At 44.6% G+C, this 23,908-nt stretch carries 30 protein-coding genes and 4 pseudogenes; 21 read left to right on the plus strand and 13 right to left on the minus strand.

All coding sequences use genetic code 11. The features are described from left to right. Window positions 1-166: 166 nt before the first annotated feature. Complete coding sequence (locus I1H34_RS32640) at window positions 167-316, minus strand: hypothetical protein (RefSeq protein ID WP_249370347.1); 150 nt, start codon at window positions 314-316, stop codon at window positions 167-169. A gap of 24 nt (window positions 317-340) precedes the next feature. Beyond that, the gene (gene sepF / locus I1H34_RS31530; RefSeq protein ID WP_212667233.1) at window positions 341-628 is read right to left on the minus strand and encodes a cell division protein SepF; all 288 of its coding nucleotides are present in this window, start codon (window positions 626-628) and stop codon (window positions 341-343) included. 206 nt (window positions 629-834) lie between these two features. Here sepF and I1H34_RS31535 point away from each other — a divergent pair, with 206 nt between their 5' ends. Then, window positions 835-1,722 (plus strand): oxygenase MpaB family protein, encoded by an 888-nt coding sequence (locus tag I1H34_RS31535; protein ID WP_212667234.1) that lies wholly within the window; start codon window positions 835-837, stop codon window positions 1,720-1,722. 66 nt (window positions 1,723-1,788) lie between these two features. Here I1H34_RS31535 and I1H34_RS31540 read toward each other — a convergent pair whose 3' ends face one another. The 4 genes from I1H34_RS31540 to I1H34_RS31555 all read right to left on the minus strand — a co-directional run bounded on the left by I1H34_RS31540 (window position 1,789) and on the right by I1H34_RS31555 (window position 4,356). Continuing rightward, window positions 1,789-2,595, minus strand: coding sequence for a sigma-70 family RNA polymerase sigma factor (locus I1H34_RS31540; RefSeq protein ID WP_212667235.1), 807 nt, complete (start codon window positions 2,593-2,595; stop codon window positions 1,789-1,791). A 175-nt stretch (window positions 2,596-2,770) separates the two neighbouring features. Further along, the gene (locus I1H34_RS31545; RefSeq protein ID WP_212667236.1) at window positions 2,771-3,046 is read right to left on the minus strand and encodes an HU family DNA-binding protein; all 276 of its coding nucleotides are present in this window, start codon (window positions 3,044-3,046) and stop codon (window positions 2,771-2,773) included. Window positions 3,047-3,305: 259 nt separating this feature from the next. Beyond that, the gene (locus I1H34_RS31550; protein WP_212667237.1) at window positions 3,306-3,776 is read right to left on the minus strand and encodes a hypothetical protein; all 471 of its coding nucleotides are present in this window, start codon (window positions 3,774-3,776) and stop codon (window positions 3,306-3,308) included. Between the two features lie 127 nt (window positions 3,777-3,903). Then, window positions 3,904-4,356, minus strand: coding sequence for a vWA domain-containing protein (locus tag I1H34_RS31555; protein ID WP_212667313.1), 453 nt, complete (start codon window positions 4,354-4,356; stop codon window positions 3,904-3,906). A 170-nt stretch (window positions 4,357-4,526) separates the two neighbouring features. On the opposite strand from I1H34_RS31555, the gene I1H34_RS31560 reads away from it, so the two are divergent. Beyond that, entirely contained in the window at window positions 4,527-5,063 is a 537-nt protein-coding gene (locus I1H34_RS31560; protein ID WP_212667238.1) for a hypothetical protein, read from the plus strand. A gap of 273 nt (window positions 5,064-5,336) precedes the next feature. Beyond that, on the plus strand, window positions 5,337-5,855 hold the full coding sequence (locus tag I1H34_RS31565) for a zinc ribbon domain-containing protein (RefSeq protein WP_315874920.1): 519 nt from the start codon (window positions 5,337-5,339) through the stop codon (window positions 5,853-5,855). A 155-nt stretch (window positions 5,856-6,010) separates the two neighbouring features. Here the strand turns inward: I1H34_RS31565 and I1H34_RS33215 are convergent. Together I1H34_RS33215 and I1H34_RS31575 are read right to left on the minus strand one after the other, a co-directional pair. After that, window positions 6,011-6,139, minus strand: a pseudogene (locus I1H34_RS33215) (Tn3 family transposase); the annotation flags it as partial. Between the two features lie 36 nt (window positions 6,140-6,175). Then, a complete protein-coding gene (locus I1H34_RS31575) occupies window positions 6,176-7,465 on the minus strand; it encodes an outer membrane protein assembly factor BamB family protein (RefSeq protein WP_212667241.1) in 1,290 nt (429 codons plus the stop codon). A gap of 60 nt (window positions 7,466-7,525) precedes the next feature. On the opposite strand from I1H34_RS31575, the gene I1H34_RS31580 reads away from it, so the two are divergent. From I1H34_RS31580 to I1H34_RS31610, 7 genes and pseudogenes are all read left to right on the plus strand, one after another. Continuing rightward, on the plus strand, window positions 7,526-7,831 hold the full coding sequence (locus tag I1H34_RS31580) for a class I SAM-dependent methyltransferase (RefSeq protein WP_315874921.1): 306 nt from the start codon (window positions 7,526-7,528) through the stop codon (window positions 7,829-7,831). Window positions 7,832-7,958: 127 nt separating this feature from the next. Beyond that, window positions 7,959-8,642, plus strand: a complete 684-nt coding sequence (locus I1H34_RS31585; RefSeq protein WP_249370348.1) for an IS1 family transposase — start codon at window positions 7,959-7,961, stop codon at window positions 8,640-8,642. An 11-nt stretch (window positions 8,643-8,653) separates the two neighbouring features. Next, complete coding sequence (locus tag I1H34_RS31590) at window positions 8,654-9,019, plus strand: integrase core domain-containing protein (RefSeq protein ID WP_212667243.1); 366 nt, start codon at window positions 8,654-8,656, stop codon at window positions 9,017-9,019. Between the two features lie 147 nt (window positions 9,020-9,166). Then, window positions 9,167-9,910 carry a class I SAM-dependent methyltransferase gene (locus tag I1H34_RS31595; RefSeq protein ID WP_212667244.1) on the plus strand — a complete coding sequence of 248 codons (744 nt, stop codon included), beginning with the start codon at window positions 9,167-9,169 and terminating at the stop codon, window positions 9,908-9,910. Window positions 9,911-10,056: 146 nt separating this feature from the next. Further along, window positions 10,057-10,248, plus strand: a pseudogene (locus I1H34_RS31600) (transposase); the annotation flags it as partial. Window positions 10,249-10,434: 186 nt separating this feature from the next. Further along, window positions 10,435-10,968, plus strand: coding sequence for a GNAT family N-acetyltransferase (locus tag I1H34_RS31605; RefSeq protein WP_212667245.1), 534 nt, complete (start codon window positions 10,435-10,437; stop codon window positions 10,966-10,968). A gap of 223 nt (window positions 10,969-11,191) precedes the next feature. Beyond that, complete coding sequence (locus I1H34_RS31610) at window positions 11,192-12,430, plus strand: IS256 family transposase (protein WP_212667246.1); 1,239 nt, start codon at window positions 11,192-11,194, stop codon at window positions 12,428-12,430. Between the two features lie 5 nt (window positions 12,431-12,435). On the opposite strand, the gene I1H34_RS31615 is transcribed toward I1H34_RS31610, so the two are convergent. Next, the gene (locus I1H34_RS31615; protein WP_249370349.1) at window positions 12,436-12,981 is read right to left on the minus strand and encodes a UPF0236 family transposase-like protein; all 546 of its coding nucleotides are present in this window, start codon (window positions 12,979-12,981) and stop codon (window positions 12,436-12,438) included. On the opposite strand from I1H34_RS31615, the gene I1H34_RS31620 reads away from it, so the two are divergent. From I1H34_RS31620 to I1H34_RS31645, 6 genes are all read left to right on the plus strand, one after another. Then, window positions 12,975-13,544: a hypothetical protein gene (locus I1H34_RS31620; RefSeq protein ID WP_249370350.1), complete on the plus strand. Its 570-nt coding sequence runs from the start codon at window positions 12,975-12,977 to the stop codon at window positions 13,542-13,544. The genes I1H34_RS31615 and I1H34_RS31620 overlap by 7 nt on opposite strands. Before the next feature lie 112 nt (window positions 13,545-13,656). Next, window positions 13,657-14,946, plus strand: coding sequence for an eCIS core domain-containing protein (locus I1H34_RS32645; RefSeq protein ID WP_249370351.1), 1,290 nt, complete (start codon window positions 13,657-13,659; stop codon window positions 14,944-14,946). A gap of 54 nt (window positions 14,947-15,000) precedes the next feature. Beyond that, entirely contained in the window at window positions 15,001-15,648 is a 648-nt protein-coding gene (locus tag I1H34_RS31630; RefSeq protein WP_212667247.1) for a hypothetical protein, read from the plus strand. Between the two features lie 74 nt (window positions 15,649-15,722). Then, the gene (locus I1H34_RS32650) at window positions 15,723-15,965 is read left to right on the plus strand and encodes a double-stranded RNA binding motif domain-containing protein (protein ID WP_249370352.1); all 243 of its coding nucleotides are present in this window, start codon (window positions 15,723-15,725) and stop codon (window positions 15,963-15,965) included. Window positions 15,966-16,141: 176 nt separating this feature from the next. After that, window positions 16,142-16,366 carry a hypothetical protein gene (locus tag I1H34_RS32655; protein ID WP_249370353.1) on the plus strand — a complete coding sequence of 75 codons (225 nt, stop codon included), beginning with the start codon at window positions 16,142-16,144 and terminating at the stop codon, window positions 16,364-16,366. A 17-nt stretch (window positions 16,367-16,383) separates the two neighbouring features. Beyond that, window positions 16,384-16,581, plus strand: a complete 198-nt coding sequence (locus tag I1H34_RS31645; protein WP_315874924.1) for a cell division protein SepF — start codon at window positions 16,384-16,386, stop codon at window positions 16,579-16,581. Between the two features lie 47 nt (window positions 16,582-16,628). On the opposite strand, the gene I1H34_RS31650 is transcribed toward I1H34_RS31645, so the two are convergent. From I1H34_RS31650 to I1H34_RS31660, 3 genes and pseudogenes are all read right to left on the minus strand, one after another. Further along, window positions 16,629-17,525: a hypothetical protein gene (locus tag I1H34_RS31650; protein WP_212667249.1), complete on the minus strand. Its 897-nt coding sequence runs from the start codon at window positions 17,523-17,525 to the stop codon at window positions 16,629-16,631. A 141-nt stretch (window positions 17,526-17,666) separates the two neighbouring features. Beyond that, window positions 17,667-19,577, minus strand: coding sequence for a transglycosylase domain-containing protein (locus tag I1H34_RS31655; RefSeq protein WP_212667250.1), 1,911 nt, complete (start codon window positions 19,575-19,577; stop codon window positions 17,667-17,669). Between the two features lie 219 nt (window positions 19,578-19,796). Beyond that, window positions 19,797-20,033, minus strand: a pseudogene (locus I1H34_RS31660) (ATP-binding domain-containing protein); the annotation flags it as partial. Between I1H34_RS31660 and I1H34_RS31665 the strand changes: the two are divergent. The 3 genes and pseudogenes from I1H34_RS31665 (at window position 20,014) to I1H34_RS31675 (ending at window position 22,482) form a co-directional block, all read left to right on the plus strand. Then, on the plus strand, window positions 20,014-20,649 hold the full coding sequence (locus I1H34_RS31665) for a hypothetical protein (protein WP_249370354.1): 636 nt from the start codon (window positions 20,014-20,016) through the stop codon (window positions 20,647-20,649). The pseudogene I1H34_RS31660 and the gene I1H34_RS31665 sit on opposite strands and share 20 nt — an antisense overlap. 123 nt (window positions 20,650-20,772) lie before the next feature. Beyond that, window positions 20,773-22,016, plus strand: a pseudogene (locus tag I1H34_RS31670) (ISL3 family transposase). Between the two features lie 175 nt (window positions 22,017-22,191). After that, entirely contained in the window at window positions 22,192-22,482 is a 291-nt protein-coding gene (locus I1H34_RS31675) for a cell division protein SepF (RefSeq protein ID WP_212667251.1), read from the plus strand. A 43-nt stretch (window positions 22,483-22,525) separates the two neighbouring features. On the opposite strand, the gene I1H34_RS31680 is transcribed toward I1H34_RS31675, so the two are convergent. Further along, on the minus strand, window positions 22,526-22,810 hold the full coding sequence (locus I1H34_RS31680) for an RNA recognition motif domain-containing protein (RefSeq protein WP_212667252.1): 285 nt from the start codon (window positions 22,808-22,810) through the stop codon (window positions 22,526-22,528). A gap of 360 nt (window positions 22,811-23,170) precedes the next feature. Between I1H34_RS31680 and I1H34_RS31685 the strand changes: the two genes are divergently transcribed. Both I1H34_RS31685 and I1H34_RS31690 read left to right on the plus strand, forming a co-directional pair. Beyond that, entirely contained in the window at window positions 23,171-23,626 is a 456-nt protein-coding gene (locus tag I1H34_RS31685; protein WP_212667253.1) for a hypothetical protein, read from the plus strand. A gap of 26 nt (window positions 23,627-23,652) precedes the next feature. After that, entirely contained in the window at window positions 23,653-23,880 is a 228-nt protein-coding gene (locus I1H34_RS31690; protein WP_212667254.1) for a helix-turn-helix transcriptional regulator, read from the plus strand. Window positions 23,881-23,908 lie beyond the last annotated feature (28 nt).

A 23,908-nucleotide genomic window follows, 5' to 3' on the forward strand; every position in this document is an offset into this window, starting at 1 on the left:
CCCCTGATTTCTCTAGCCTGGAGCTGTCGCCATTGCTCTAAGTCGCCATGCAGCTTCCCCGTGCCAGGTCGAGGGAATGAGGGTAACGCAGCAGATCACCTCTCTCTGGTGGTTCAGTGCTCCATAATGCCGGGTCTCCTGGTCCTGGTCTTCTGCAAAGATGACCTCAGCGATAGGCAAAGCTGGCCGTAAAACTTGGTGGCGAAGCTGGCCGTAAAACTTGGTGGCGAAGCTGGAGGATACGATCTGCGGTCGTTGGGGTGAAGGTGATCATGGTGGGTTGGATCTCAATTCGATCCCAAACTCCAATCGTCATACCTAACAATGTGGAGCTAGAATCTTAAGCTGCTAGATGCTCTCCAAAATCTGACACTTCAATGTCAGATAGGCTATACAAAAACACACCATTGCCAATATTTACAGCTTGTCCAGATAGAATATCGACGCTTCCAGACAGAACATCAATAATACGTTGAGCTAAGGTAGGAGACACTTCAGACACATTTAGCATAATCAACTGACCAAGCTTCAGTTGTTCAATAACCTGTTGAACCTCTTCAAAAACTTTAGGTTTAACCAATCTAATTTTTTGTGTAGAAGAACCAAAGAGAGGAATGACGTTACTCATGATCAGAGTTGCTGCCGGATTAACATAAACACTAATGTTCCCTCTCCGAAACTAACTTATTTATTAGCAGTACGAAGAATAGATTTCCTTTAGAATTAGAGAGCTTAAAACCTTTATCTAAGAATCAACTAGCATCTCAGTTTCCACTTAAAGCTTGAGATACCATTATTCCTAAACAGTCTCCAATCTTGAAAAGGAGGTTATAGATGCAGCGATTTGAGCGCTTCCAATCAATTCAACAGCTCGACCCGAGAAAGGATAACTGCGAAATTTGCAGACAACTAGTGGGTTATGAATTTCCTTGGGATATCACCCGTGCATTAGAAATTGCACTCTTTCGCACCTTTTGTGTACCCAGCATAGCTACTCTCCTAGATCGTACTGCGGAGTTCCACCACCATTCCCAAAAACGCTACGACGACACGGGATTGATGGTTTCTTTACTGTTTAAGTGGGGGCATAATTCACCTAAAGGCCAGGCTGTAATTCAACGCATGAACCAAATTCATGGTCGGTTCCCTATTGACAATGCTGATTATGTTTACGTTCTCTCTACCTTTGTGTATGAACCTATACGGTGGGTTGAGCGATTTGGGTGGCGTCAGTTAAGCCAATTAGAAAAACAGGCTTTATTTCACTTTTGGTCTTCTGTCGGACAACAAATGAAGATTCAAGATATCCCCAGCACCTATGAAACCTTTGAGCAATACAACCTAGAATATGAGCATCATCATTTTCAGTACAGTGAGGTCAATCAACGAGTGGGAGAATCTACATTAACCCTCTTTCTCAGTTGGTTCCCAGCCCCTTTACGCCCGCTAATCCAACCCTTTGTATATGCGCTCATGGATGATGCCATGATCCATGCGTTTGGTTTTCCATCTCCACAAATATGGCAGCGAGAATTTTTAGAGAAATTGCTGAGGTCTCGTGGAAAGCTACTTCGCTATTTCCCCCCACGTCAAATCCCTAGTTTCTATAGCGATGAACCGCAACGGAGTTATCCTAAAGGTTATGGTTTAACTGATTTAGGCCCACCCAAAATACTATCGGACTTAAATGCTCGAAGAATAAAGACGCAGCAGGATCGATAGAAATCTGAGTGGCTCGACCACTCTCCTCGTCTGACTAGCCTTGCAATCCTCTAATTTCGCTCATGCTTAAGCAGACTCAGCGTGTCTCTCCAACTTCTTCATGATCTTATTAAGGATTAGTCGAATAGCTTCATGACTCAATCCAATCTGTTGGCCTATTGCTCTCATGGACTTGGGCTGATCATCTTCAAGGCCATATCTCTGGCTGAGGATAAATCGCTCCCGTTCATCTAAATGCGCCATTACCTGAAACAGTTGCTCGTCGAGTTGTAGAGCTTCCATGTAGAGGGTCGGTTGATTATCACCAGCCAGTCGATCAAGGAGGGAATCTTTTTGTTCAGGACCAACGGGCTGATCGAGGGACGATACCTTTTGGAATAATTGCAGGGTCCGTCTAACGATTGCCGGTTTGATGCCTGTAGCTTCCGATAATTCGGAGAGGGATGGTTCTCGACCGAGTTGTTGATTGAGTTCTCGGTAGTGCTTTTTAATTTTGTTGGCTGTATCCCATTGATGATGAGGGATATAGATAGGACGTGATTTGGCTCGAAGGGCAGCGGTAATCCCTTGTCGAATCCACCAGTAGGCATAGGTACTGAATCGACATCCTTGGGCAAGGTCAAATTTATCAACAGCAGTACTTAATCCAATGCTGCCTTCTTGAATCAGGTCTAGCAAAGGTAATCCTCGGTTTTGATGCTTCTTGGCAATGGAAACGACCAGGCGCAAGTTACACTCGATCATCCTTTGCTTAGCTCGAAGGCTTCCCGCTTTGGCTTGTCTGGCCAACTCAATTTCTTCTTCATGGGAAAGGAGGGGATATCGAGCCATTTCTTTGAGGTAGAAATGAAGACTGTCAGTGGTAGTAGCCATCATTGAACCTGGTGAACATCACTGGTAGAGAATTACCCTGAATAGCTTGATAGGGGAAGGAAAATTGATATTTCTTAAGGTAAAAATAGACATAAAGAAGCTGGCAGAATCATACAAATATCCGCCAGCTTGGATGTAGGAATGAGGTTAAATCTTTAGCGATGTCCTTAGTTTATCAGTCCTTCACTTTCGCTTTGAAGTCTTTACCCGCACTAAAGGCAGGCACTGTTGTTGCCTTGATTTTAAGTTTTTTGCCTGTCTGGGGGTTTCGCCCATCCCGAGCTTTACGATCCCTCGCTTCAAAGCTGCCAAAGCCTACGAGGGTGACCTTCTCACCAGAACTCACACTGTCGATAATTGCCTCAGTCATAGCTGAGAGTATGGTATCGGCCTGTTTCTTAGTCGCACCAGATCGCTCAGCAATAGCATCAACTAAATCACCTTTGTTCATGGTTATACCTAACAAGTGGGTCAGTATTGCATCCTAGGCTTTTCATGTGAGGTTTTCTTGAGGATTAAGATTCTGGGCTTCTAGTAAGTTGTTGTGATGGCTTTGCACCTCTTCCAGCATTCCAGCAATCATTGGAATACATTCGTTCATGACCTGGATGGGTTGCCATTGAGGAGATTCAGGTTGTTATGACATGGTGATAATAGAATCAGAGGATTAGTGGCAACCTATCAGATTCAGCCTCAACAAATACCACTTGTTACTTTGGGTGTCGGTTGAGATTTCTAGTTGGTGTTTTCCAGATCGTTTTCAAGCGCTGTAATCCTTTTTTGTTGATATTGATTTCGTCGTCTATGAGCTTAAGCTCACTATTGGCAAAGCTTGAGCCAGCAGCCCAGAGGATGCTAGTGAATTCATTATGTTTAAGGTCAGAGGGAACAAATTTTACCAGTTCATCATTGGAAAATATTTCATGGATTTTCTTCATGGTGTCAGGATACTGAGCCTCTAGTGCTCGGATGTAAAGCGAGAGCAAGGGTGTGGGATCATCAGCACCAAATATGGCATAGCAAATACAGGTGGAGGTCGTCACCATCCAGATCGCTATTTTGTGCGGTTCAGTGGTGCGATCTCGGGCCATCTCCAAAACGAGATCAACCATGTTTTTCCTAAATGGATTATCCAGACGAGTCTCTAGGTTTTTCCAGACGGCTAGGATGTTTGGATCCATTGGAGATTATGTTTTTCAGTCCTTTTATATCTGGATACCTAAATCAGCCCAACGGTCATAATTGAGAATTCCCTTTAGTATGGCAGCCTGGACAGTAGATCCTCCACAGCCTCCTATCATTGAATCACTACGGAGGGGAATTTTGAGGATCTGGTGAAGTGCTACAAGCAACCCCCAAATCCTCAAAATTTCCCTCCGTGTCAATTACCCAAGACTGGTTCACCAAATCTCTGAGAGTGTTCGACCATCTCAGCTCTGGCTCAATCTCCAATAAGAAAAAATTAGCTTTCAGTTTCTCTAGGGATTCTGAATACTCTTGCAGAAACATTGAAGTCAATGGTGCAATCCCATCGGTAATAAATACAATATCGACCTCACTGTAATCAGCATCCTGTTCAATGATGTCCCGTGCTTTCTCCAGTGGCGCTTGAAACTTTGTCCCACCATTAGTAGGACTTGTGATCAACAATCGGATCATCTGATCAATATCCTCTTTGGGATGAATTTGAATTGGCTCAAAGCAAATCGACTCAAACCGAATCACTGATAACACCCGATCTTGCTCATTCGCTAACTTCACCAAAGCCACAATCAGCACTTTTGACCATAAATCTCGGACTCAAGCATGGCCTGTTGTTGACCATAAACGGGCTTCCCTTAAATAGTCAAAAATCCAACTAGCTAGCCCCATTGGGATGAGTTGATGTTGGTATGTGCAACAATCAATACACCGCAAACACTTGACGAACTATGGCACCCAAATTTGACTATATGAATGACAGTGGAGCCGCTGACGTTGGGCAAAGTATCTTCGAGGAAATATCGGAATCCAGAGAGGAGCCTATTGCCGCATCACCCCGGATTGAAATCAGAAAGGTGGAAGTAGAATCAACAACTAAAAAGAACGGCCAATTTCTTGGAGTAAGGGAGAGCGTTCGCTTTGCCGTACCTAATTGCAACCTATCGGTCTTAACTGAAATCGATTGGGACGAACTATCAGTTTGGGCAGACGAGACTATCAAGCAGTATTTAAAGCTAATGAACCCAGAGCTGACGCCTCTATTCCAACGAGACAATAAGAAGAAGAAGTTCAAGCCAGCGAGTACTCAAAGTCCTTGCAGCTTGGCTGAGAGATACCCTTGTTATGTAGAGCTAAAGCAGGCGAGGGGCAATATGCTGTATGTTCATTCTAAATTGCCTAACTCAGATCGACTGTGGAAAAATACTTTTTGGTACTGCTGGGCTGAGGATGTGAATCGGGTCGAAGCTGGTCTGAAGAAAAAATAAATCCGACCAAAGAGACTGGGTGATGTAGATACACCAGTTGGTCGAGATCCAAAAGAATCGGCTTTACTGCAAAATCTCTTAATTTCAAGAGAGTGTTGATTTGAGTACTGTGCCGATATAGAATTGCCATCCATCTATGCTTGGAAGTTATGGCGAAAATCAAGATGTTATTTGAAGATAATAGAAATCATCTTGCTGGAGACTGAAATCAACATGGCTTATGTATGTGAATTAGACTCTGGCCAAAACGTGTACCTTGATAATCAAGGCGATATGACCCTAATCACTTCAATGATGGTTACCCCTGGGCAGCAACAGCAGTCTAGTAATAGTTTTGAAACAGGCTGTTGGACAGCTCTACCTGAAGTTTATCGAACATCCCAGGGAGCAGTCATTAAATTGACCACTACTCAAGGTGAGCAATTTATCCAGGTGCAAGGTAGCAAAATGAGCAACATGGCGAGCATGCCATCTTTGCAGAAGTCTCAACAGATACAGATAAACCAGGGTGAGGCGACATCTTTCACTGCTTCCATTCCTGTACAGGAGACTCTACCGCAGATGCAACCCATGCAGCCGATGCAGCCGATGAAAATGGGGGATATGGAAATGGGGATGAACCCAATGGAAATGCGTATGGGCAATATGCATCTGAGTATGGAGTCAAAGGGTTCAGAATCGGCTTATCCGGAAAAGACTCAATCAACAGGACGAAACTTTTGTAATCAATGTGGAGTGGCTCTTGACGCAGAAGATCGCTTTTGTTCTAGCTGTGGACACAAATTGGCCTGAGATGGCTCCATATAAAAAATACTCTGGCTGGAATAACCCCAGCCCGACCCCAAAAAGTCTAATAATGCAGCATCCCCAAATAAAAGCAGGGAGCAGAGCAAAGGCAACAGCTCTATTTACCATTGGTCATTAAGTTCAGCTTATTGTGGGTCTTGAATTGCATCAGACTCTGTAACATTATGGAAAATTACACAGTTGGCCACTAGATGGTTGTACTTGATGCGCTTGCTTAGCTCATCACGATGATTGACCCTAATCACCTGATGCTCCCAACCAAACGCCAATATCAGATGTCAACCACTGCATCAATCAATTAAAGATCAATGCCAATTTGGGTTCCAATGTGATATCCAATGACGCCAGCGTGGAGAACGATCTACAAAATAGAAATGGGTCTGATCGGCTGACACTGATTGATCGATAGAAGCTGAGCTAATAGGAAAGCGAGATTGTATGGAACCATCTATTTTAGAAAGGATTGTAACCGCACTTTTGGAATCGGATAACCATCTTTGATGGGTTGTATCTATGACCGCAACATATTCAGATGTGACGCTTGGCGTATGGAATATATCAGTCTTGAGCTGACGAAACCACTTTTTCTTACCGTTATTGACCTTTAAGGCTGTGATTCCATACCGGGATATATGTCTATAATCGGGATCTGGATCGCATTGGATATATAGGGTCTCGGAATCCGTTGTCAAATTATTGGTGGTAGACCCAGTTCCACAAATCCCTTCCGATCTCCACTTGTTTTTCCCCGTTTTGGCATCAAAGGCTGTTACCGAATTTCTATCACTGATTAATAAAGTATTTCCTGTTAATCCGATCTTTTTAACTGGTGTAGATAGTTGAAATTTAGGTTTTCCACTCTCAGCATCCCGCACCTGAATCTTCTCGCCATCCTTAAAGTACACAGAATGTTCATTGGCGATGAGAAATTCATCATGGCTAGTTAAATGACTGCGACAAAATTGCTCAGGTAATCTAAATTCCCATTGAGTCTGTTTGATCCACAGATCCCGCTTTTTCAGAACAACTTTAGCTTGATCACAACCTGTTTTCCATATGGGGAATTGCTCAAATGTCATCATCCATAGGATCTGATTATGGTTAAATAAACTAGTTTTACCATTGAAAGATAGAAAAAAACGTTGAGAAACTTGCTCATAATCACCCGTTTCACGATCAAAGACCACCATCTGGTTAAAGTGATCATTGCTTCTGATCGGTAAATTAACAATTAATGTCTGAGGTGTAGCAACAGGCAATGCAATTTGTAGAATATTGGCTTTTTCAGCATAGTCAGAAAAAAAATTTTGTTCCCAAACAAGCTGCCCTGTTTGAGTAGAAAATGCTGAAATTTGTTGCCAACCCTGCCCATTCGAATCCGTTCGGATAATTTGTAGGAAAAGCTTGCCATTATGAATGACAGGCGTCGTAGCTTCTCCATTAAAAGAATCTAAGACTTTTGACCAACGTACCTTACCACTCTGAGCATCGATAGAAAATAATCGAAGCTCCTTCCAACTGGCAAATACGATAAAGCCAAGACAGCACAGTATGAATCCAGAAAGTCCCCATCTATTCAATAAGCGCTTTCTCATTGGGTGAATTGATTGCTAATAGTACTTTCTAGTATTTTCAATGACATTACAGTCTAGCTAATGCTCAAACTACAAATTTGTAAAGAACTTCACATGGATTATAAAGAGCTAAAACAGGCGATAAGCAGCTACTCAGAGATGGATTTAGAACAGCGAAAAAACTGGTATTCTCCAGCAGCAGAGGCTTACAACAAAGCAAGACCTCGTTACCCCCGAGATTTGATTGGTCAAGTTATAGATATTGCTCAAATATCTTCTAACTCGGATATTCTTGAGGTGGGATGTGGTCCTGCGACGGCAACAGTCGCATTTGCTCCATTAGGCTCTCAGATAGTTTGTTTAGAACCTAACGCAGATTTTTGGTAGTTAGGTGAGATTATCTCAGCCCCTCTAGCTAAGGGAGGCTCGAAAAAGGTATTGCTGAAGAGAGTTATTGAGCCAAGATACTCCCATGGAAGAGAAAAAAAGGCCATTACTTTCAGAGCTAGCTTGCGTGAACTCTAACTGTGAAAGCTATGGTCAAGCGGGCCTTGAGAATTTAACAGTACGTAAAGTCTACGGACAAGATCGAATACGGTATCTGCGCTGTCATAGCTGTGGAGCAGAGTTCAGTGAACGCAAGAACACTGCCTTTTGGAATACAAAAATCCCTGAATCTCGAGCAATAGAAGTAGGTCGTCAAATTGCAGAAGGAACGTCTATCAAAGGAACATCACGTCTGACCTACACCCATCCGGATACGGTGAAACGTTTGACCCTCAAGTTTGGTCAGCATGCCCAGGACTTTCATGAGCAGGAAGCTCAGCAACTGGATATCGACATACTAGAGATGGACGAACGTCATGGATACGTCGCCAGCAAAAAGCAGCAGTGTTGGGATGCGGTATCCATTGATGCCGCCAGTAAATTCATTGTCCACGTGGCCGTTGGTCCCCGTAACACAGACCTGATAGAAAGGCTGATGCAAGGCAGTCACAGACGACTAGCTCATCCCCAAGACCTGGTGCTGATGACCGATGGAGAAGCGAGTTATCGCACTCTCTTTCCGGTCATCTTCGGGGTGTCTTACCTCCCCCCCGTCAAAGCACGATGGGTCGACCTCCCAACTCCAAGTATCGGATTCCTCGAACCCTTGCCCACGTCCAAGTCATCAAGCATCGTCAGGGACAAAAGTTAGAAGCCGTAGAGGTGAGCAAAGCTCATGGGAGCTGGCAACGGATTAATCAAGCGCTAGATGAAATGGGTTACAACATCCCCAACACCTCAACTGTGGAGCGTTTCAATGGCACTGCACGACGGATGAATGCTCATCAAGTCAGACGCTCACTTGCTTTCGCTCACCGCAGTGATACTCGTCAGGCCGTTGCTTGGTGGAGTGCTACAGTTTACAACTGGGTGAGAGAGCATCGCAGTTTACGAGCTCCTCTAGAAGTACCCGAGGGTAAAAAGCGCTTTCAACAGAGAACTCCTGCCATGGCAGTTGGATTAACTGAACACATTTGGACCGAAGCTCAGATCCTCAGAGCACCCGTTTATATAGCTTCTCAAGAATAGGGGGCTGAGATAATCTCACCTAACTACCCCCTGTTGTTACTCAACAAAAACGTGATTTAGTTCCGATTAATGCGGTGCAGGATTACGGTAGATCCAGTACAAGTGACATAGTATCCTTCAACTGTAGTTTTAATAATGTGCGTCACGATGTCTTCAAACGCTGTTGAACATTACGATAAACACCTTGGTAAGTTCTACGCCTGGATGGTCGGAGACTTTACAGGGGCATCGAAATCAATGGCTGATTATTTCGACACAATTGGACTGCAACCGACCTCGACGGGGAAAGCCGTGGATCTCGGTTGTGGTCATGGACTCCAGACTATTCCACTCGCCAAGCGTGGTTTTGCTGTTATGGGGATAGATACTTGCGCTTTTCTGCTTGAAAAATTAAAGGCAAATATAAATGAGCTGCCAATCGAATTACTTCAAGCTAATTTACTGTCGTTCCCAAAGCATATTCATTCAGAGGTTGATGCAGTTGTTTGTATGGGTGACACCATCACTCACTTAGACTCGATAGGAGATGTTAAAAACCTCATCCTATCTATCTCTGAATCGCTATCCCCAGGCGGCTCTTTCTGCGTGTCGTTCCGTGACTACACACAATCTGAACTCACTGGCATCTCACGCTTTATTCCGGTGAAATCTGATGATTCACGTATCCATACCTGCTTCCTTGAGTATGATTCGACGGTTATTCATGTCCATGATCTTCTTCATACAAGAGAGCAAGATGGATGGTCCTTATCAGCTAGTTCCTATGACAAGCTTCGTCTTGCTCCCGAGGTTCTCAAAAATCTAGCTCACGACAATAAATTAAAGCTTGTCAGTGAAATCACAATTCGTGGCATGAACTACTACTCATTTCAAAAGCACATTGAAAGCTGAGAGTGTTGGTAGGATCACATGGTTCAAGTTTTAGGATGTCAGGGTAACATTTTTCTATAACCAAAAAATCAATAAGACCCCTGTATAGTAATGATCTTAAGCTTTTTCTCTTCAGTAAAAGTGTTACCCTGACTTGAACAGTGTCCTTGGAAGTGATCAAGCGCTCTGATAATTTAGCCGGGTTCAAGGTTGTGCCCAAACGATGGATTGTTGAGCGTACCTTTGGATGGTTATTGTGGTCTCGGCGGCTCAATAAAGATTATGAAGTGCTGACCCAGGCGGCTGAAGCGCTTGTGTATGTGGCGATGATTAGACTCATGATTCGGAGACTGGCTGAAGTTACCCTCTCAAGGGGTGAAGAAGAAAGTGAGAATATGCATTTGCCCTGCACAGAGGGTGTGTTCTATCTGCGCCCACACCCGTTCAAAGGTAAAATAATTCCCATTTTTGGGGCCTAGCTGAAACTCACCATGCTGTATCAGTTAGTCGGATACAGTCAAGCACAATAGAGACAACGCATGTTTATGTCTAGCAAAGCAGTATTTGAATCAAAGCGGCTGCGGTGTCGTCGCTGGATACCTAGCGATATAGAAACACTTTTTGCGGTCTATTCAGACAAAGAAGGCGCTCGCTGGATTGAAGACGGAAAGCCGATTACCTATGCTGAATGCGAACGTTGGCTTCATGTGACGGAAGCCAACTATGCCAAACGCGGCTACGGCATGTTTGCCTTAGAATCCCTTATGTCCAGGCTAGTAATTGGTTTTTGCGGTCTGGTACATCCAGATGATCAGGCTGAGGCAGAAATCAAGTACGCCTTGTTACCTGCCTACTGGGGGCAAGGTTATGCTAGCGAAGCTGTACCTGCCCTCCTTGAGTATGGTGCTCTCAAGCATGGCCTCACTCAAATTATCGCTACGGTTGCAGAAGGTAACCTCGCTTCTCAGCGTGTTCTGTTGAAGTCTGGCATGAGTTACTCACACGCCATCTATGAGGAAGACGGCTCGCAAACCCTACTGTACGGATGGCAGCCTACAGTGAGCAAAGAGGGTTTATGACGCTGATGATGAAGCAATTGGCTTGGTTCAAAAGTAGGTAACAGTGTCATGAGCGATCAGGGTAGTCTGGAGACTTGTCCCTAGTGGTCATAAGTCGGTGTAAAGATCGGCCTATTTCAAGCAGCTTCTTCGAACGGTTCAAGCTTCCAGTCGGGAAGGGTTCGAGACTGATCAGAGTTTTGTGTAAGCGGTCTAGAATCCAAACACACCAGGAGACCGCATCATGTCTAGAAAGAAACAAGTACCCAATCGAGTTGATGAGCTATTGGATGAACTCATTGGAGAGAACCCCCAACCGGAAGATATTCTGGGCGAATCAGGACTGCTCAAACAACTCAGCAAACGCCTAGTGGAACGAGCCTTGGCAGGTGAATTGACTCATCACCTGCAGCAATCCTCCGTCGATGAGCGTTCTCATGGCCCTAGAAACAGTCGCAATGGTTACTCGAAAAAGACCGTCCAGACTGAACAAGGAGAGATGGACCTATCGATTCCTCGCGACCGTTGCAGTGAGTTTGAGCCTGTCCTCGTGCCCAAAGGCCAGCGACGTATCGCGGGACTCGACGAGAAAATCATCGCCTTATATGCTCGTGGCATGACCACTCGTGATATTCGAGCTCAATTGGTGGAGCTGTATGGGGCCAATATCTCTGAGGGTCTGATTAGTGACGTCACCAATAGTGTCATGGAGGAGGTTAAAGACTGGCGCTCAAGACCATTGGATGAGGTGTATCCGATTGTCTATCTCGATGCCCTGTATGTGAACATCAAAGTCAATGGCCAAGTCAGCAAGCGAGCCGTCTATGTCGCGCTAGCGGTAACTGTGGAGGGAAACAAAGAGCTGTTGGGATTATGGATAGGGGCTGCCGAGCGGGAGGGAGTAAAATTCTGGCTTTCAGTGCTCACAGACCTTAAAAACCGAGGCGCTCAGGATATCTTGATTGCTTGCTGTGATGGCCTCAAAGGCTTTCCCCAGGCGATTGAATCGGTCTATCCCGATACTCAAGTTCAAGTTTGTATCGTTCATCTCATTCGCAATAGTTTGCGCCATGTGCCTTGGAAGGAAAGTCGAGCCGTAGCTGCAGACCTCAAGCCCATTTATCAAGCGGCCACTTTGGAGGAATCTGAGGCTGCCTTGGATGCGTTTGCCAACAAATGGGACCAGACGTATCCTGGCATCAGCCAAATCTGGATACGGCATTGGGATAATATTGCTCCGTTGTTTAAGTACCCAATGGCCATCCGAAAGGTTATCTACACCACTAATGCCATTGAGTCGCTCAATCGCTCACTGCGAAAGGTGATTAAGACCAAAGCTGTCTTCCCGAATGAAGAGTCTGTCTACAAATTGATGTTTCTGGCGATGAGGAATATCTCGAAGAGATGGACCAGACCGATTTTGAATTGGAAGGCGGCGCTGTCCCATTTTGCTATTCTGTTCCCAACACGATTCAACTATTGAATACGTTACGGCTTACACAAAAATCTAAACACTCTCAGGGTTCTGGTCTTTCTCCAGACCTCAAGCTCTCCATTTCGACTCAGAGCCTCCAAAGAAGCTAAGGCAGCCACCCCTTGAGCGGTCCACTTCATACCTTTATGTTTGCATCGGGCAGCGACACTCCAATCATTAAACTTCTCGACTCGATTACTGGCAATCCATAACCCGGCTCTGGAGCGCTTACTGTAGTTGGGTAAGTAAGGTCGTCTATTCTCCAAATAATTGATCAAGGTATCCAATGCATCCTCATTGCGCATTTGCCCCCGTAGAGCAGACAAACTATCGACAGCTTCTTGGATTTTTCCAGCCCACAACTGGGTTAGTAACTTCCCTTGAATCGACAAGCGATGGGCTTTATCGTGACACGCAGAACCGAGTTCTTGTTTACACCGCTTGGCCAGGTGATACCAGCACAGAATCATGGCTTTATTGTCGATTGGCAATGCTTCAAACCAGTTGCGGATCCACTTGGCCCCATCCCCCAGCACCACCAGCTGAATCCCCAGTGACACCCTCGAAAAACACCGAAGCAACCCCGGTATACCCAGACAAGGCATCATTCCCAACCATCGGCCGGAAAGATGATTCGCCAGTGAAGCGCAAGGTAACTCTACAGCCTGAAGATGATGATCGCATCACTGAACCCACCCCCAAATACGACCGCAGCGAACCCACCGACACATGGAGAACGCAACGAGGGTATTCAGCTCGACAAACACCAGGAAGAGTCCGACCCCCCAGAATATCGAGAGCATTTGAGTCCAAATTCCATGCACTGGAGAAGCGTCAAAAGAATCTAGTTCAGCAGACCAAGCAAAAGGGTCAACTTGAGTATCTGACGGTTTCCCGAAGCAGTTCAGGGAAGTACTGGATCACCATCGAGGGCAGCGGTATACCGTTTATCAGAATTTCGTTTGAAACACCTGAGTTCTGTTTCGAGTGTGCCTTGGAATTAGAGGACACGTTCGATGTGTTGCAGGTTTTGAGTCTGCGGCCAGGGGAGACCATTGAGCGGATTGAGGAGATGATCGGGGTGTGGTTGGATCGGGAACGGGTGAGTAGGGTTTGGGGGTAGGCAATCTTTAAAGTGAGGTAAGTATTTTCTATTTAGATTTCTACCGTAAGAAATTTTTCCTTGGGTTTAGGATTGAAGGAAGGTGATTCGATTGCCAATAGGGGGACAGTAAATGAAGCGTACACATTCTTCTCAGCCAGAAAAATTTCCATCTCAACCGATACTACAGTCAAAATCACCCGACTTACCTCAACCAGCAGCATCAGTACCTCCCACTATTCAAGCTAAATCAAATGAAGAGGGTTTAGCTGAATGGAAAGTACAGCAGGAGAAATGGGCACGATTTGGAACACCCTGGATGGACAAGGTTCCCGATCCTTCTGGAGAGATGGCACAGCCTTGGATTCAACGGAAGCTAACCCTTGGACAACCAGGAGATAAGTATGAGCAGGAGGCGGACTGGGTTGCATCTCAAGTAGTTCAGCAAATCAATGCCCCTTCTTTTTCTCAATTCAATCAAGGGCAATCAGTGCAGCGAGAGAACGAATTGGTAGGGGAGATGCAAGCGAAAGGTTTTCGTGCTGCCATCCAGCGTCGTCAAGCAATGACAGATGAAGAAGCATCAGCAGATTTAGAGTCTGCAATCAATAGTGCGAGAGGCAGTGGACAGTCATTGGATGCAGGGTTGCAACGGTCAATGGGTCAGGCGATGGGTACAGATTTTAGTGGGGTGCGAGTGCATACGGATTCCCAGTCAGATCAGTTAAATCAATCGATTCAGGCGAGGGCATTTACGACGGGACAGGATCTGTTTTTTCGTCAGGGGGCATATCAGCCAGGGAATCGAGGAGGACAAGAGCTGATTGCTCATGAGTTGACCCATGTAGTGCAGCAAAATGGTTATGGGGTTCAACTCATGAGGCAGAATAATATATTGCACAATAATGGGATATCTGAACTTAAGCATCAAGGTATACAAAGGGAAGAAGAAAAGAAAGAAGAAGACCTAACAAAAGAAGAAGAGCAAGAATGGCTACAGGCGAAGTTACAGATATCTCATAGTGCTGCAACTACACATCAAGGGCCTCAAATCCAACGTCAGCATGAACCTACTATCCAAAGAGCGTGGACAGGGCGAAGACAGCTATCAGGCCTTGGTTTTTTAGGTAAACCTTGGGTAGTTAGGAAAAGTGGCAACCTTATCAATATGCGCCTATTCCATGAACATATTTTTTTCGAAGATGGTGGTGATCCTTCAGATTATGGGCACATGGGTAAATCTGGCTTAGGAACTGATCAAGCTCACGGTCAAGATGAATATAGTAAAGTCCGTAAAGGCTTAGATGATGCAAAGATGCGACAAGCTGTAGCAAAGATGGGCAATCCTGGTGAATATGGCTTATTTTCTAATAATTGCCAAGACTATGTTCAGGGTGTTTTAAAGCACTATGACAGCTTATAGGAACAGAGTAAGGTATTTCTTGATTAAAAATCTGAACCTTTATATAGAAGTAATGTGGCAACTCTAACAACGGAAGAATTAGAACAGTGGATAAGTCATTACTTTGAGAATCCACAACCAAATAAGACTCCGATAGCTATAGGAATTTTTATTAGAGAAGGATATTTCACTAATGATTCTATAGTAGAGACTGTCATTACATTTTTGTCGTTTATCTTTCGTGATCAACCAGATAAAATTTCAATTTGGCTGAATTCAATACAGGATCTATCTAATCAAGAGATGATAGCGATAGGAAAAGCACTTTGGTTGTCAAATACAAAAGAAGCAAAAAACTATCTAGATGCCATTCTAAAAAAGAAAAATAAAGAAATTCAAGAGTCATTAACGTTGTTATTACGCGAGGTCCCTCCCAAAATAGAGGAAATTCCTATTTCTTCGCCAAGTATATTGGATATGTTGTGGGCTGCTTTTGCCGCAACAGGCGAAGAAAAATATGTTACTCGACTGATGTCTGTTCTACCGTACATTAATGCGGAGGACGAGCCACATTTATTTAGCATTGGTAATGCAGCTAGATGGTCACTAAGATCAAATATGGATAAGTATGAAAAGATTAAATCTATTTGTGTCAATCAATTAGAGCAACAATCTCAAGAGATATCCATAATCCTTAAAGAGATTTTAGCTGAAACTGATTAGCTTGACGTCCGCGTGATCAAATCGCATAAAGATATTCAGCGTAGCTCGTCTAGCAATCAAGCTAGGACTGTGGCATGGCAGATCAACTGACCGTTACGACTGAGCGTATTGATGATGTAGTGCTCCTACTCCATATGATGATGCAAATAGGCTTATCAGAAGTCCTTAACAAACATCTGCCCCGGCACTGGAAACAGGAAGGCTTTCGTTGTTCGGTCCTGGTGATGGGACTAAAGGGAGTTGGTGATGGGCGGTCGAAGAAGCAGGCGAAGGTGAGGGCTGTGGGGAAGTTGTTGGGAGTGTTTGGGAGATTATAGCTAACAGCGTTCTCATTGCACTTCTATGATTAGCCTATAACTACGTAATATTGCTATCAGGGGAAACCACTAGAGATTAATGTAAGCTTATTCCCAAAAATAAGTAATTGCGCTGTTTTACTGCTGAATACTTTGCCTGATGATATAGAAGACCTCAGGAGCAAAGCACATAAGCCATGTTGACAAGTTTGTTAGCCGAAGCATTAGCAGTCACCTTTGATAACTTGAACATGACAGCAAACATTTTGGAATGTGCAGAAGAAGCTTCTGAAGACCTGAGCCCTGAAGCAAGACAAAGGATAGCACTAGTGCATACAGGTCTGGCACTGGCTATTCAAGGGATGGAATGCGATGAACTACAGCAATTGATCAAACGGTCTGAACTGTATTGTGATTGTTAAAGAATTTTGGTTTGGTGGTGGAGATTCCACGATTGAGGAGCATCAAAGGATTGTGGAATGTTGTACCTTTGGAATCCAAGCTGGCTCAAGGGCTGATAGATTATTTGGCTGGAAGTACTTTTTCGTTGTCAGGTGAGTCTACCGAGATTGGCAAAGGCGTCTTCCTGCTCGCCCCACCATCATTCTCGATCACAAGAATGATGGTTACTGCTTGAGTCAGGTGATGGCACTCTAGTACTTCTCAGGTCTTCTTCTGGGACTTCTAACCTTTGGGTGTATCTGAGTTCGTAGGGCCAACATTTGTACTGGGATCGTAGACATAGCACATTTTCTTTTTAGGTACTTTGTTCCAACGATTCTGATCAACACCTCGATACATAGTGGTTTTCATCCTTGCCCGCTCAGCTTGATGTTGCTCTGGGGTCAACTTACCAAACAATATCAAGCTCAAGTCATCGGTATGCATGACTTTACCAGGATTCTCCTGCAGGATCTGAGCAATGGCTTTAGTCTTGTTCATCTGGTCATAAGGTTTGTTCATCTTCAGAGGACTAGATGAAGACTGGCTCGGTTTTTTCTGATTCTTCTTTTTAGCCTCTGTCTGGGATGCAGCTTTCTTGGAGGCCGAAGACTGTTTCTGTGAAGACGAGCGTGAAGCTTTTGGAGCAGATTTCTTGGCATTAGCTTCAGCTTTGGGCTCTACCTTTTTAGTATCTTTTGGAGCTGAGGCTGATCTTTTGGATGTTGGAGATTTTCTCTTCCCGGATGAGGGAGAAGCTTTTGGGGCAACTTTCTTTGGGGTAGCTTCAGCTTTAGATTCTACGGTTCCCTTTGTCTTTGCAGTTGAAGCTGGCTTCTTAGGAGTTGCAGACTTTTTCTTTGAAGCAGCTTTTGGAGCAGTATTCTTGGGTTTAGTTGCAGCTTTAGACTCTACAGTGTCAGCAACTATTGACTCTGGAGCTTCGGAGGTTAGTGAATCTGCTTCACCTTGCAGGATTGAAAGGATGTCTGAGCCTAACAAAGGATCTTCAATCAACGTATCTAGGGAAGTGATCTTAGTCTTGAGTTGACTCGTTTGAGCTTCAAGTTCAGCGATTGTCTCCTGGTAGTGGGTCTTTAACTCAAGGAGTACTTTGGAGTATTTGTTGTCAGCGGCCATAGTTTATCGGTGATCAGGATAGTTTCAGCAAAGTTAAGAATGCTATGAATTAGCATTCCCAGAATTAACTTCACTTGTATCTAATCATTAATGGGCTAAATTTGAGAATTTCTGGAGGGTTTAGACTTTTTTCACTTAATACTAGCCCTTCGGCTTGGGAAACTTGGAAGGGGGCTCAAAGGTTTGAACAGGCGTATCTTTTAATGCCTCACTCATAAACTCTCGCCAAACAGGGGCCATCCACCCTCCACCGGTTGCCCCAGAACCCATCCGAGAGTAGTTGTCATTGCCTGCCCACACTGCTACTGAGAGTTGAGGAACATATCCCACAAACCAAACATCTCGTTCTGATGATGTTGTTCCCGTCTTCCCTGCAGCTGGACGACCAATCTGCGCTGCAACGCCCGTTCCACTTTGCACAACGGTTTGCAACGTACTATTAACGGAGGCAGCAGCCCAAGGATTTAGCACCAGCTTAGGTTGTGGGGTATTATCAATCAACACTTTGCCTGCAGGATCTGTGACTTGGAGAATGGCTGTTGTTTTGGACTGCCAGCCATTATTAGCAAAGGTGGCATAGGCTGAAGCCATCTCTACGGGAGTTAAGTCCACAGCGCCTAAGGGGAGTGAAATCACATTGGGGATCGGGCTAGTAATTCCTAATTTACGACTGACATCTATCACATTCTTAATGCCCACTTTTTGACCCATGACAATAGCAGGCACATTGCGCGATTGAGCGAGAGCTTGGCGAATGGACATTGAGCCTTGAAAACTGCGGTCATAGTTTTGAGGTTTATACCGCTCTATACCACCATCATTGAAGCTCACGGGAGAGTCGTTAATCATTGAATCTGGGGTGTACTTCCCCGTCGCAAAGGCGGTGTAATACACAAAGGGTTTGAAAGCAGAACCGGGTTGTCGATAAGCCTGAGTCGCCCGATTGAATTCACTTTTTTTGTTATCCACTCCACCAACGATGGCCTTGATGAAGTGCGTTCTCGGATCGACCGCGACTAATGCCATCTGGTCCGCAGCATAGGCATAGTGTTGATGATTCCTGCGAACGGTCTTCTCCGCAATTTCCTGCATCTTCCAATCAAGAGTCGTTTGAACTCGGAATCCTCCTCTAACGAGTGCCTCTCGACCAAATCTTTCAGTCAATTCCTGAATGACGGTATTGGTGACATCAGGGGCTTGGCTCCGTTGATAGGAGGTAATTTCTCCTAAAATGATTTTCTCTGTCCGAGCTGCTTCAGCCTCAGCAGATGTAATCCATTTCAGTTCCTCCAAACGCCCCAGAACGATGTCCTGTTGTTCTTTAGCAAGGTCTAAATCTACAAAGGGACTATACCCTTCTGGTGCTTTGATAATCCCAGCCATCATGGCGGATTCAGCTAGGGTCAGATCTTCAGCAGATTTATTGAAATAACTCTGGGCGGCTGTTTCTATGCCATAGGTATTATGTCCCCAATACACTTGATTGAGGTACAACTCTAAAATTTCATCTTTACTGAGCAGTTGTTCGATTCTCAGTGCTAGAACTGCTTCTGCGAGCTTGCGACTAAAGGCTCTTTCTGGGGTCAGATAGAGATTTTTAGCCAGCTGCATACTCAAGGTTGATGCCCCTTGTACCGTCTGACCTGCCTGGTAATTGGTGATGGCTGCCCGCAGGATACCGACTGGATTAATGCCGTCATGTTGGTAAAAGTTGCTATCTTCGATGGCGAGTACGGACAGTTTCAAGTGGGGAGAGATTTTAGCCAGTGGGACAACCTGGCGATTTTCTTCCTCATGCAAGCCCGTGAGCAACTTGCCGTTGATGTCATAGATGTAGGTTGTTTCGTTGGGTGAAAAGCGGGTTAATGAAGTCACATCAGGCAGATCACGATAACTAATCGCTACCCCCATCAGTCCTCCTGCTAAACCAGCACTTCCCAGGAGGGTCAAGGTCAATATGGTGGTCAAGGTAGTATTGCCTATCCCCCTTAAAAAGAGGGTGGAGGTTGATCTAGAGGAGAAGTCTCGAGGAGAAGTGGCACTAGATGACATGGTGTATTAAAGGGCAACCATGACACACTAAATTTGGAGTGTGAGGTTACTGCTAAAAAATAACTGAGAAGCTTTCTATACCTAAAGTCTGCCCATACTAAAGTAAAGTTTCACTCTCGATCTTAAAGAGCCATCATCTCTGCAAAATAACGCAACAATATGGGGATTTCATGAGCTAGTTAAACAACCCAGATTATCGATGACTGTGTTAACGACCCGTTAAAAAATCGCGGAAGCTAGTGATTCGTCAGCTTTGGGAACACCACCCAAGCGCCGCTCAAGCAAGGTATATCGTTGCCTATCTTTGATCTGCCTGACGGCCATGCTGATCGCATTCTTGGGATCCACAAGAACTACCAGCTTCTTTGCCAGTGTCGATCCGGTATAGAACAAATTACGGTTGAGCATGATGTAATGCTGCATATACATGGGCAGAATGACGACGGGATATTCCGACCTCCAACTCATCTCCCTGAAGCCCAAACCACCAGCCGACCTCCCAGAGAAACCCTCGACAAACACCGAAGCAACCCCCGCATACCTAGATAAGGCATCATTCCCTACCATCGACCGGAAAGATGATTCGCCAGTGGAGCGCAAGGTAACTCCACAGTCTAAAGACAATGATTGCACCACTGAACCCACCCCCACATACGACCGCAGCGAACCCACCGACACACGGAGAATGCAGCGAGGGTATTCAGCTCAGCCAAACACCAGGAAGAGTTCGCCCCCCAGAATATCGAGAGAATTTGAGTCCAAATTCCACTCACTTGAGAAGCGTCAAAGGAACTTGGTTCAGATACTCAAGCTAAAGGGTCAGCTTGAGTATCTGACCGTTTCTCGAAGCAGTTCAGGGAAGTACTGGATCACCATCGAGGGCAGCGGTATACCGTTTATCAGAATTTCGTTTGAAACACCTGAGTTCTGTTTCGAGTGTGCCTTGGAATTAGAGGACACGTTCGATGTGTTTCAGGTTTTGAGTCTGCGGCCAGGGGAGACCATTGAGCGGATTGAGGAGATGATCGGGGTGTGGTTGGATCGGGAGCGGGTGAGTAGGGCTTGGGGGTGATGGTAGACAGCAAAGGAATTATGGCTCTCCGGTAATTAGCGTGGTGACACCCTACATATAGTGTTTATTCCTTAGTCATCTCCTATGGAATGATCTGAGGAGGTACTTCAGAACGAGAGTGTCATGGATAACTCAATTCGCATTCCCCTCAACCTTCCCGATGTTCAAGTTCTAGAGCTATCGAAGACGGAACGAGGGGATTGGCTGATCAAAATTGAGAGTACTCTGCAAGGAACAACCTGCCACAAATGTGGACATGAGATTACTGACCTTCATTGCCATGATCAGGCTCTTCGAATTCGTCACTTGCCATTGTTCGAAGTACCAGTGTATTTAGAAATTCGGCCCAAGCGCTATCGATGCGGGTATTGCGATGACCATCCCACAACAACTCAACGCTTAGAATGGCATGAACCTCGCAGTCCCAATACAAAAGCTTATGAGCATTGGCTTCTGCGTATCCTGATCAACTCAACGGTCTCAGATGTTGCTAGAAAACTAGGCGTTAGTGAAGGTGTCGTCAGTGGCATTATTGATCGCTGGATTGCCTGTCAAGTTGACTGGAGCGAATATTTAGACCTCAAGGTTATCGGGATTGACGAGATTTCGCTGAAAAGAGGCCACCGTGATTTTGTAGTTTTGATCACGATTCCTACCACAGGCGGAGTAGACATATTGGCAGTTCTGGCCGACCGCAAACAACAGACCGTTGCAAATTTCTTCAATCGATTCCCCTTCATTTACGCCAAACCATTGAGCGGGTTTGTACTGATATGTATCAAGGATTTGTCAATGCAGTCCGTGAACAACTCCCTCAATCCAAAATTGTCATTGACCGCTTTCATGTGGCCAAAGCCTATCGTAATTGCGCCGATACGGTTCGTAAACGGGAGGTCAAACGTCTACGCCAAGAACTCCCTAAGCAAGACTATGACAGTATCAAAGGTGCGATGTGGGCCTTTCGAAAACGGCCTGAGAATCTCCAGGAGTCAGAACAACAGTTGCTTGAGCGAGTGTTTGCTTATTCTCCTGAGATGAAGCAGGCCTACAAACTCCGAGAGGAATTGACACAGATATTTGAGGGTAGGTACACCAAAAACGGAGCTAAATGTGCCATCCGGGCTTGGTGTAAACGAGTCCTCAAAAGTGACATCAAGGATTTTGAGAGTTTCCTGACCACTGTCAACAATTGGATGGATGAGATGACCAACTATTTTCTGGAGGGATGGACCAGTGGCTTTGTCGAAGGATTTAACAACCGAGTTAAGGTCCTAAAAAGACGATGCTACGGTATTTTCGATATTGAAAGGCTCTTCCAAAGAATTTCGCTTGACCTCAATGGGTATCAGACTTTTGCCTTGACCTAAATACTATATCTAGCGGCTACCACGCTAATTCCCAGAGAGCCGGAATTATAGAGTGCAACCTATAACTGATCTGAAAAGTTTAGGGGAGGTGTAAATTATTCCTTCATTATAGAAAAATTTCAGTCTTGCATGAAATAATAATGGTATCTTTGAGTGCATTTTAGGTTGTCAATCCATGCATAACTTGACACCATTTCCTGGAACTTCTCTTACAGAAATTTTCCTTTCAAATCCTAAATCTTTTAGTGATGCTGATACAGCTATTTCCCATCTGAAGGCTGGTGAACTTATCCTTGTAAACTCAAAGCATCTGGCAGGTGATTCAGCTCAAAGGATTATTGACTATTTAGCTGGTAGTGTTCAATCGTTAGATGGGCAATTTACTGAAGTTGGCAATGGAGTGTATTTGTTCTCACCACCAACTATTCCAACTCAAAAATTCTCAAGTCCCCCTTCTAAAAAATAGCTTTCAGGTGAGTGAATAAAAATATGAAGCTAGATCTGCTTTACTAGCGTCGTCCACCACCAAAGTTACCACCACCACCTCTATTCTCACGAGGCTTTGCCTTGTTTACTTTCAGGGTGCGGCCCAGCCATTCAGCCCCCTCAAGTTCTTCTATGGCTTTAGCTTCTTCGGTATCATCACCCATTTCAACAAAACCAAATCCTCTCTTCCATCCTGTTTCTCGGTCAGTAGGAAGGCTAACCTTTTTGATGGTTCCATATTCGGCAAAAGCGGTATTTAGATCTTGCTCTGTAACGTAATAGGAGAGGTTACCAACGTAAATCGACATGATGCTAAGCCGAAATTAGTCAAGATTATGCTACCTGATCCCCATTTTTTTCGCTGAGAGCAGACGTAATCTTTTTAGAGACTATGCATGATTTATCAGTTCAGCTGTAGAAGGAAATTGAAATCAGTTGTTTGTTATGGCAGTCGCCATTTTGTCGATGACAGGAGGGCTAGCTACAACAGCTTGACTCTCAGTATTTGCATGTCTTGCAAGAAGTGGCGACTGCTATACCTTTACCCTGACTACTCATTGAGATATACAATCTCAAAGCAATACGTCGTATATTTTTGACATAAAGTAAAAAATATATTACTATGCACTAAAGATACTTTATATGCTTGTGCAAAGTATGAGGTGTACATGGCGACATTTCAGCAAAAAAATATAACTGTGTCCTTAACGACTTTCTCGTTGATTCTGCTTTTCTTTTTGCTGCGAACTGCTCAATTAGTACAAAGCAACAATTTTAATGAGTCAAGCGTAACCCAACTATGGATTATGGTAGCGGTGCTTGCAGTTTGTGCGACGGTTTTAGCAATGATTGTCACGCATACTATTTCTGCTACAGCCAATGCAGTACAATCTGGCGAGCCTAATTTTGAATTCGACGATCTTGTTGATGAGCGAGACCAGCGCATCGACCACAAAGGTACCCATATTACTTACAGAATTACATCGCTAGGCACCTTCATCGCTATGTTGACGTTTGTGCTTGGGCAATCACCGCTTATCATGTTTTCTTTACTCATTCTTTTTGGTCTCATTGCACAAATTGTAGGGGATGCCATGCGTTTACGACTTTATCAGCAAGGATGAGAAAGTGAGTAATTACAGAATTGATAATGAGTGATTACAGAATTAATAACAATATCCGCAAACTACGTTTTTTCCATAATGAAATAACACAACAAGAACTAGCAAAGCGTGTTGGGGTTACCAGACAAACTATTAACGCGTTAGAAAAAGGAAAATATTCGCCATCATTGGAACTGGCATTTCGCATCGCGCTTGCATTTGGTGTGCCTCTTAATGAAGTATTCTCATACGATCTTGACGACACGATCAAATAGTTCAACACGATTCGATCTCGACGGCATG

It is taken from the genome of Acaryochloris marina S15 (genome assembly GCF_018336915.1).
In the GTDB taxonomy this organism is placed as follows: domain Bacteria; phylum Cyanobacteriota; class Cyanobacteriia; order Thermosynechococcales; family Thermosynechococcaceae; genus Acaryochloris; species Acaryochloris marina_A.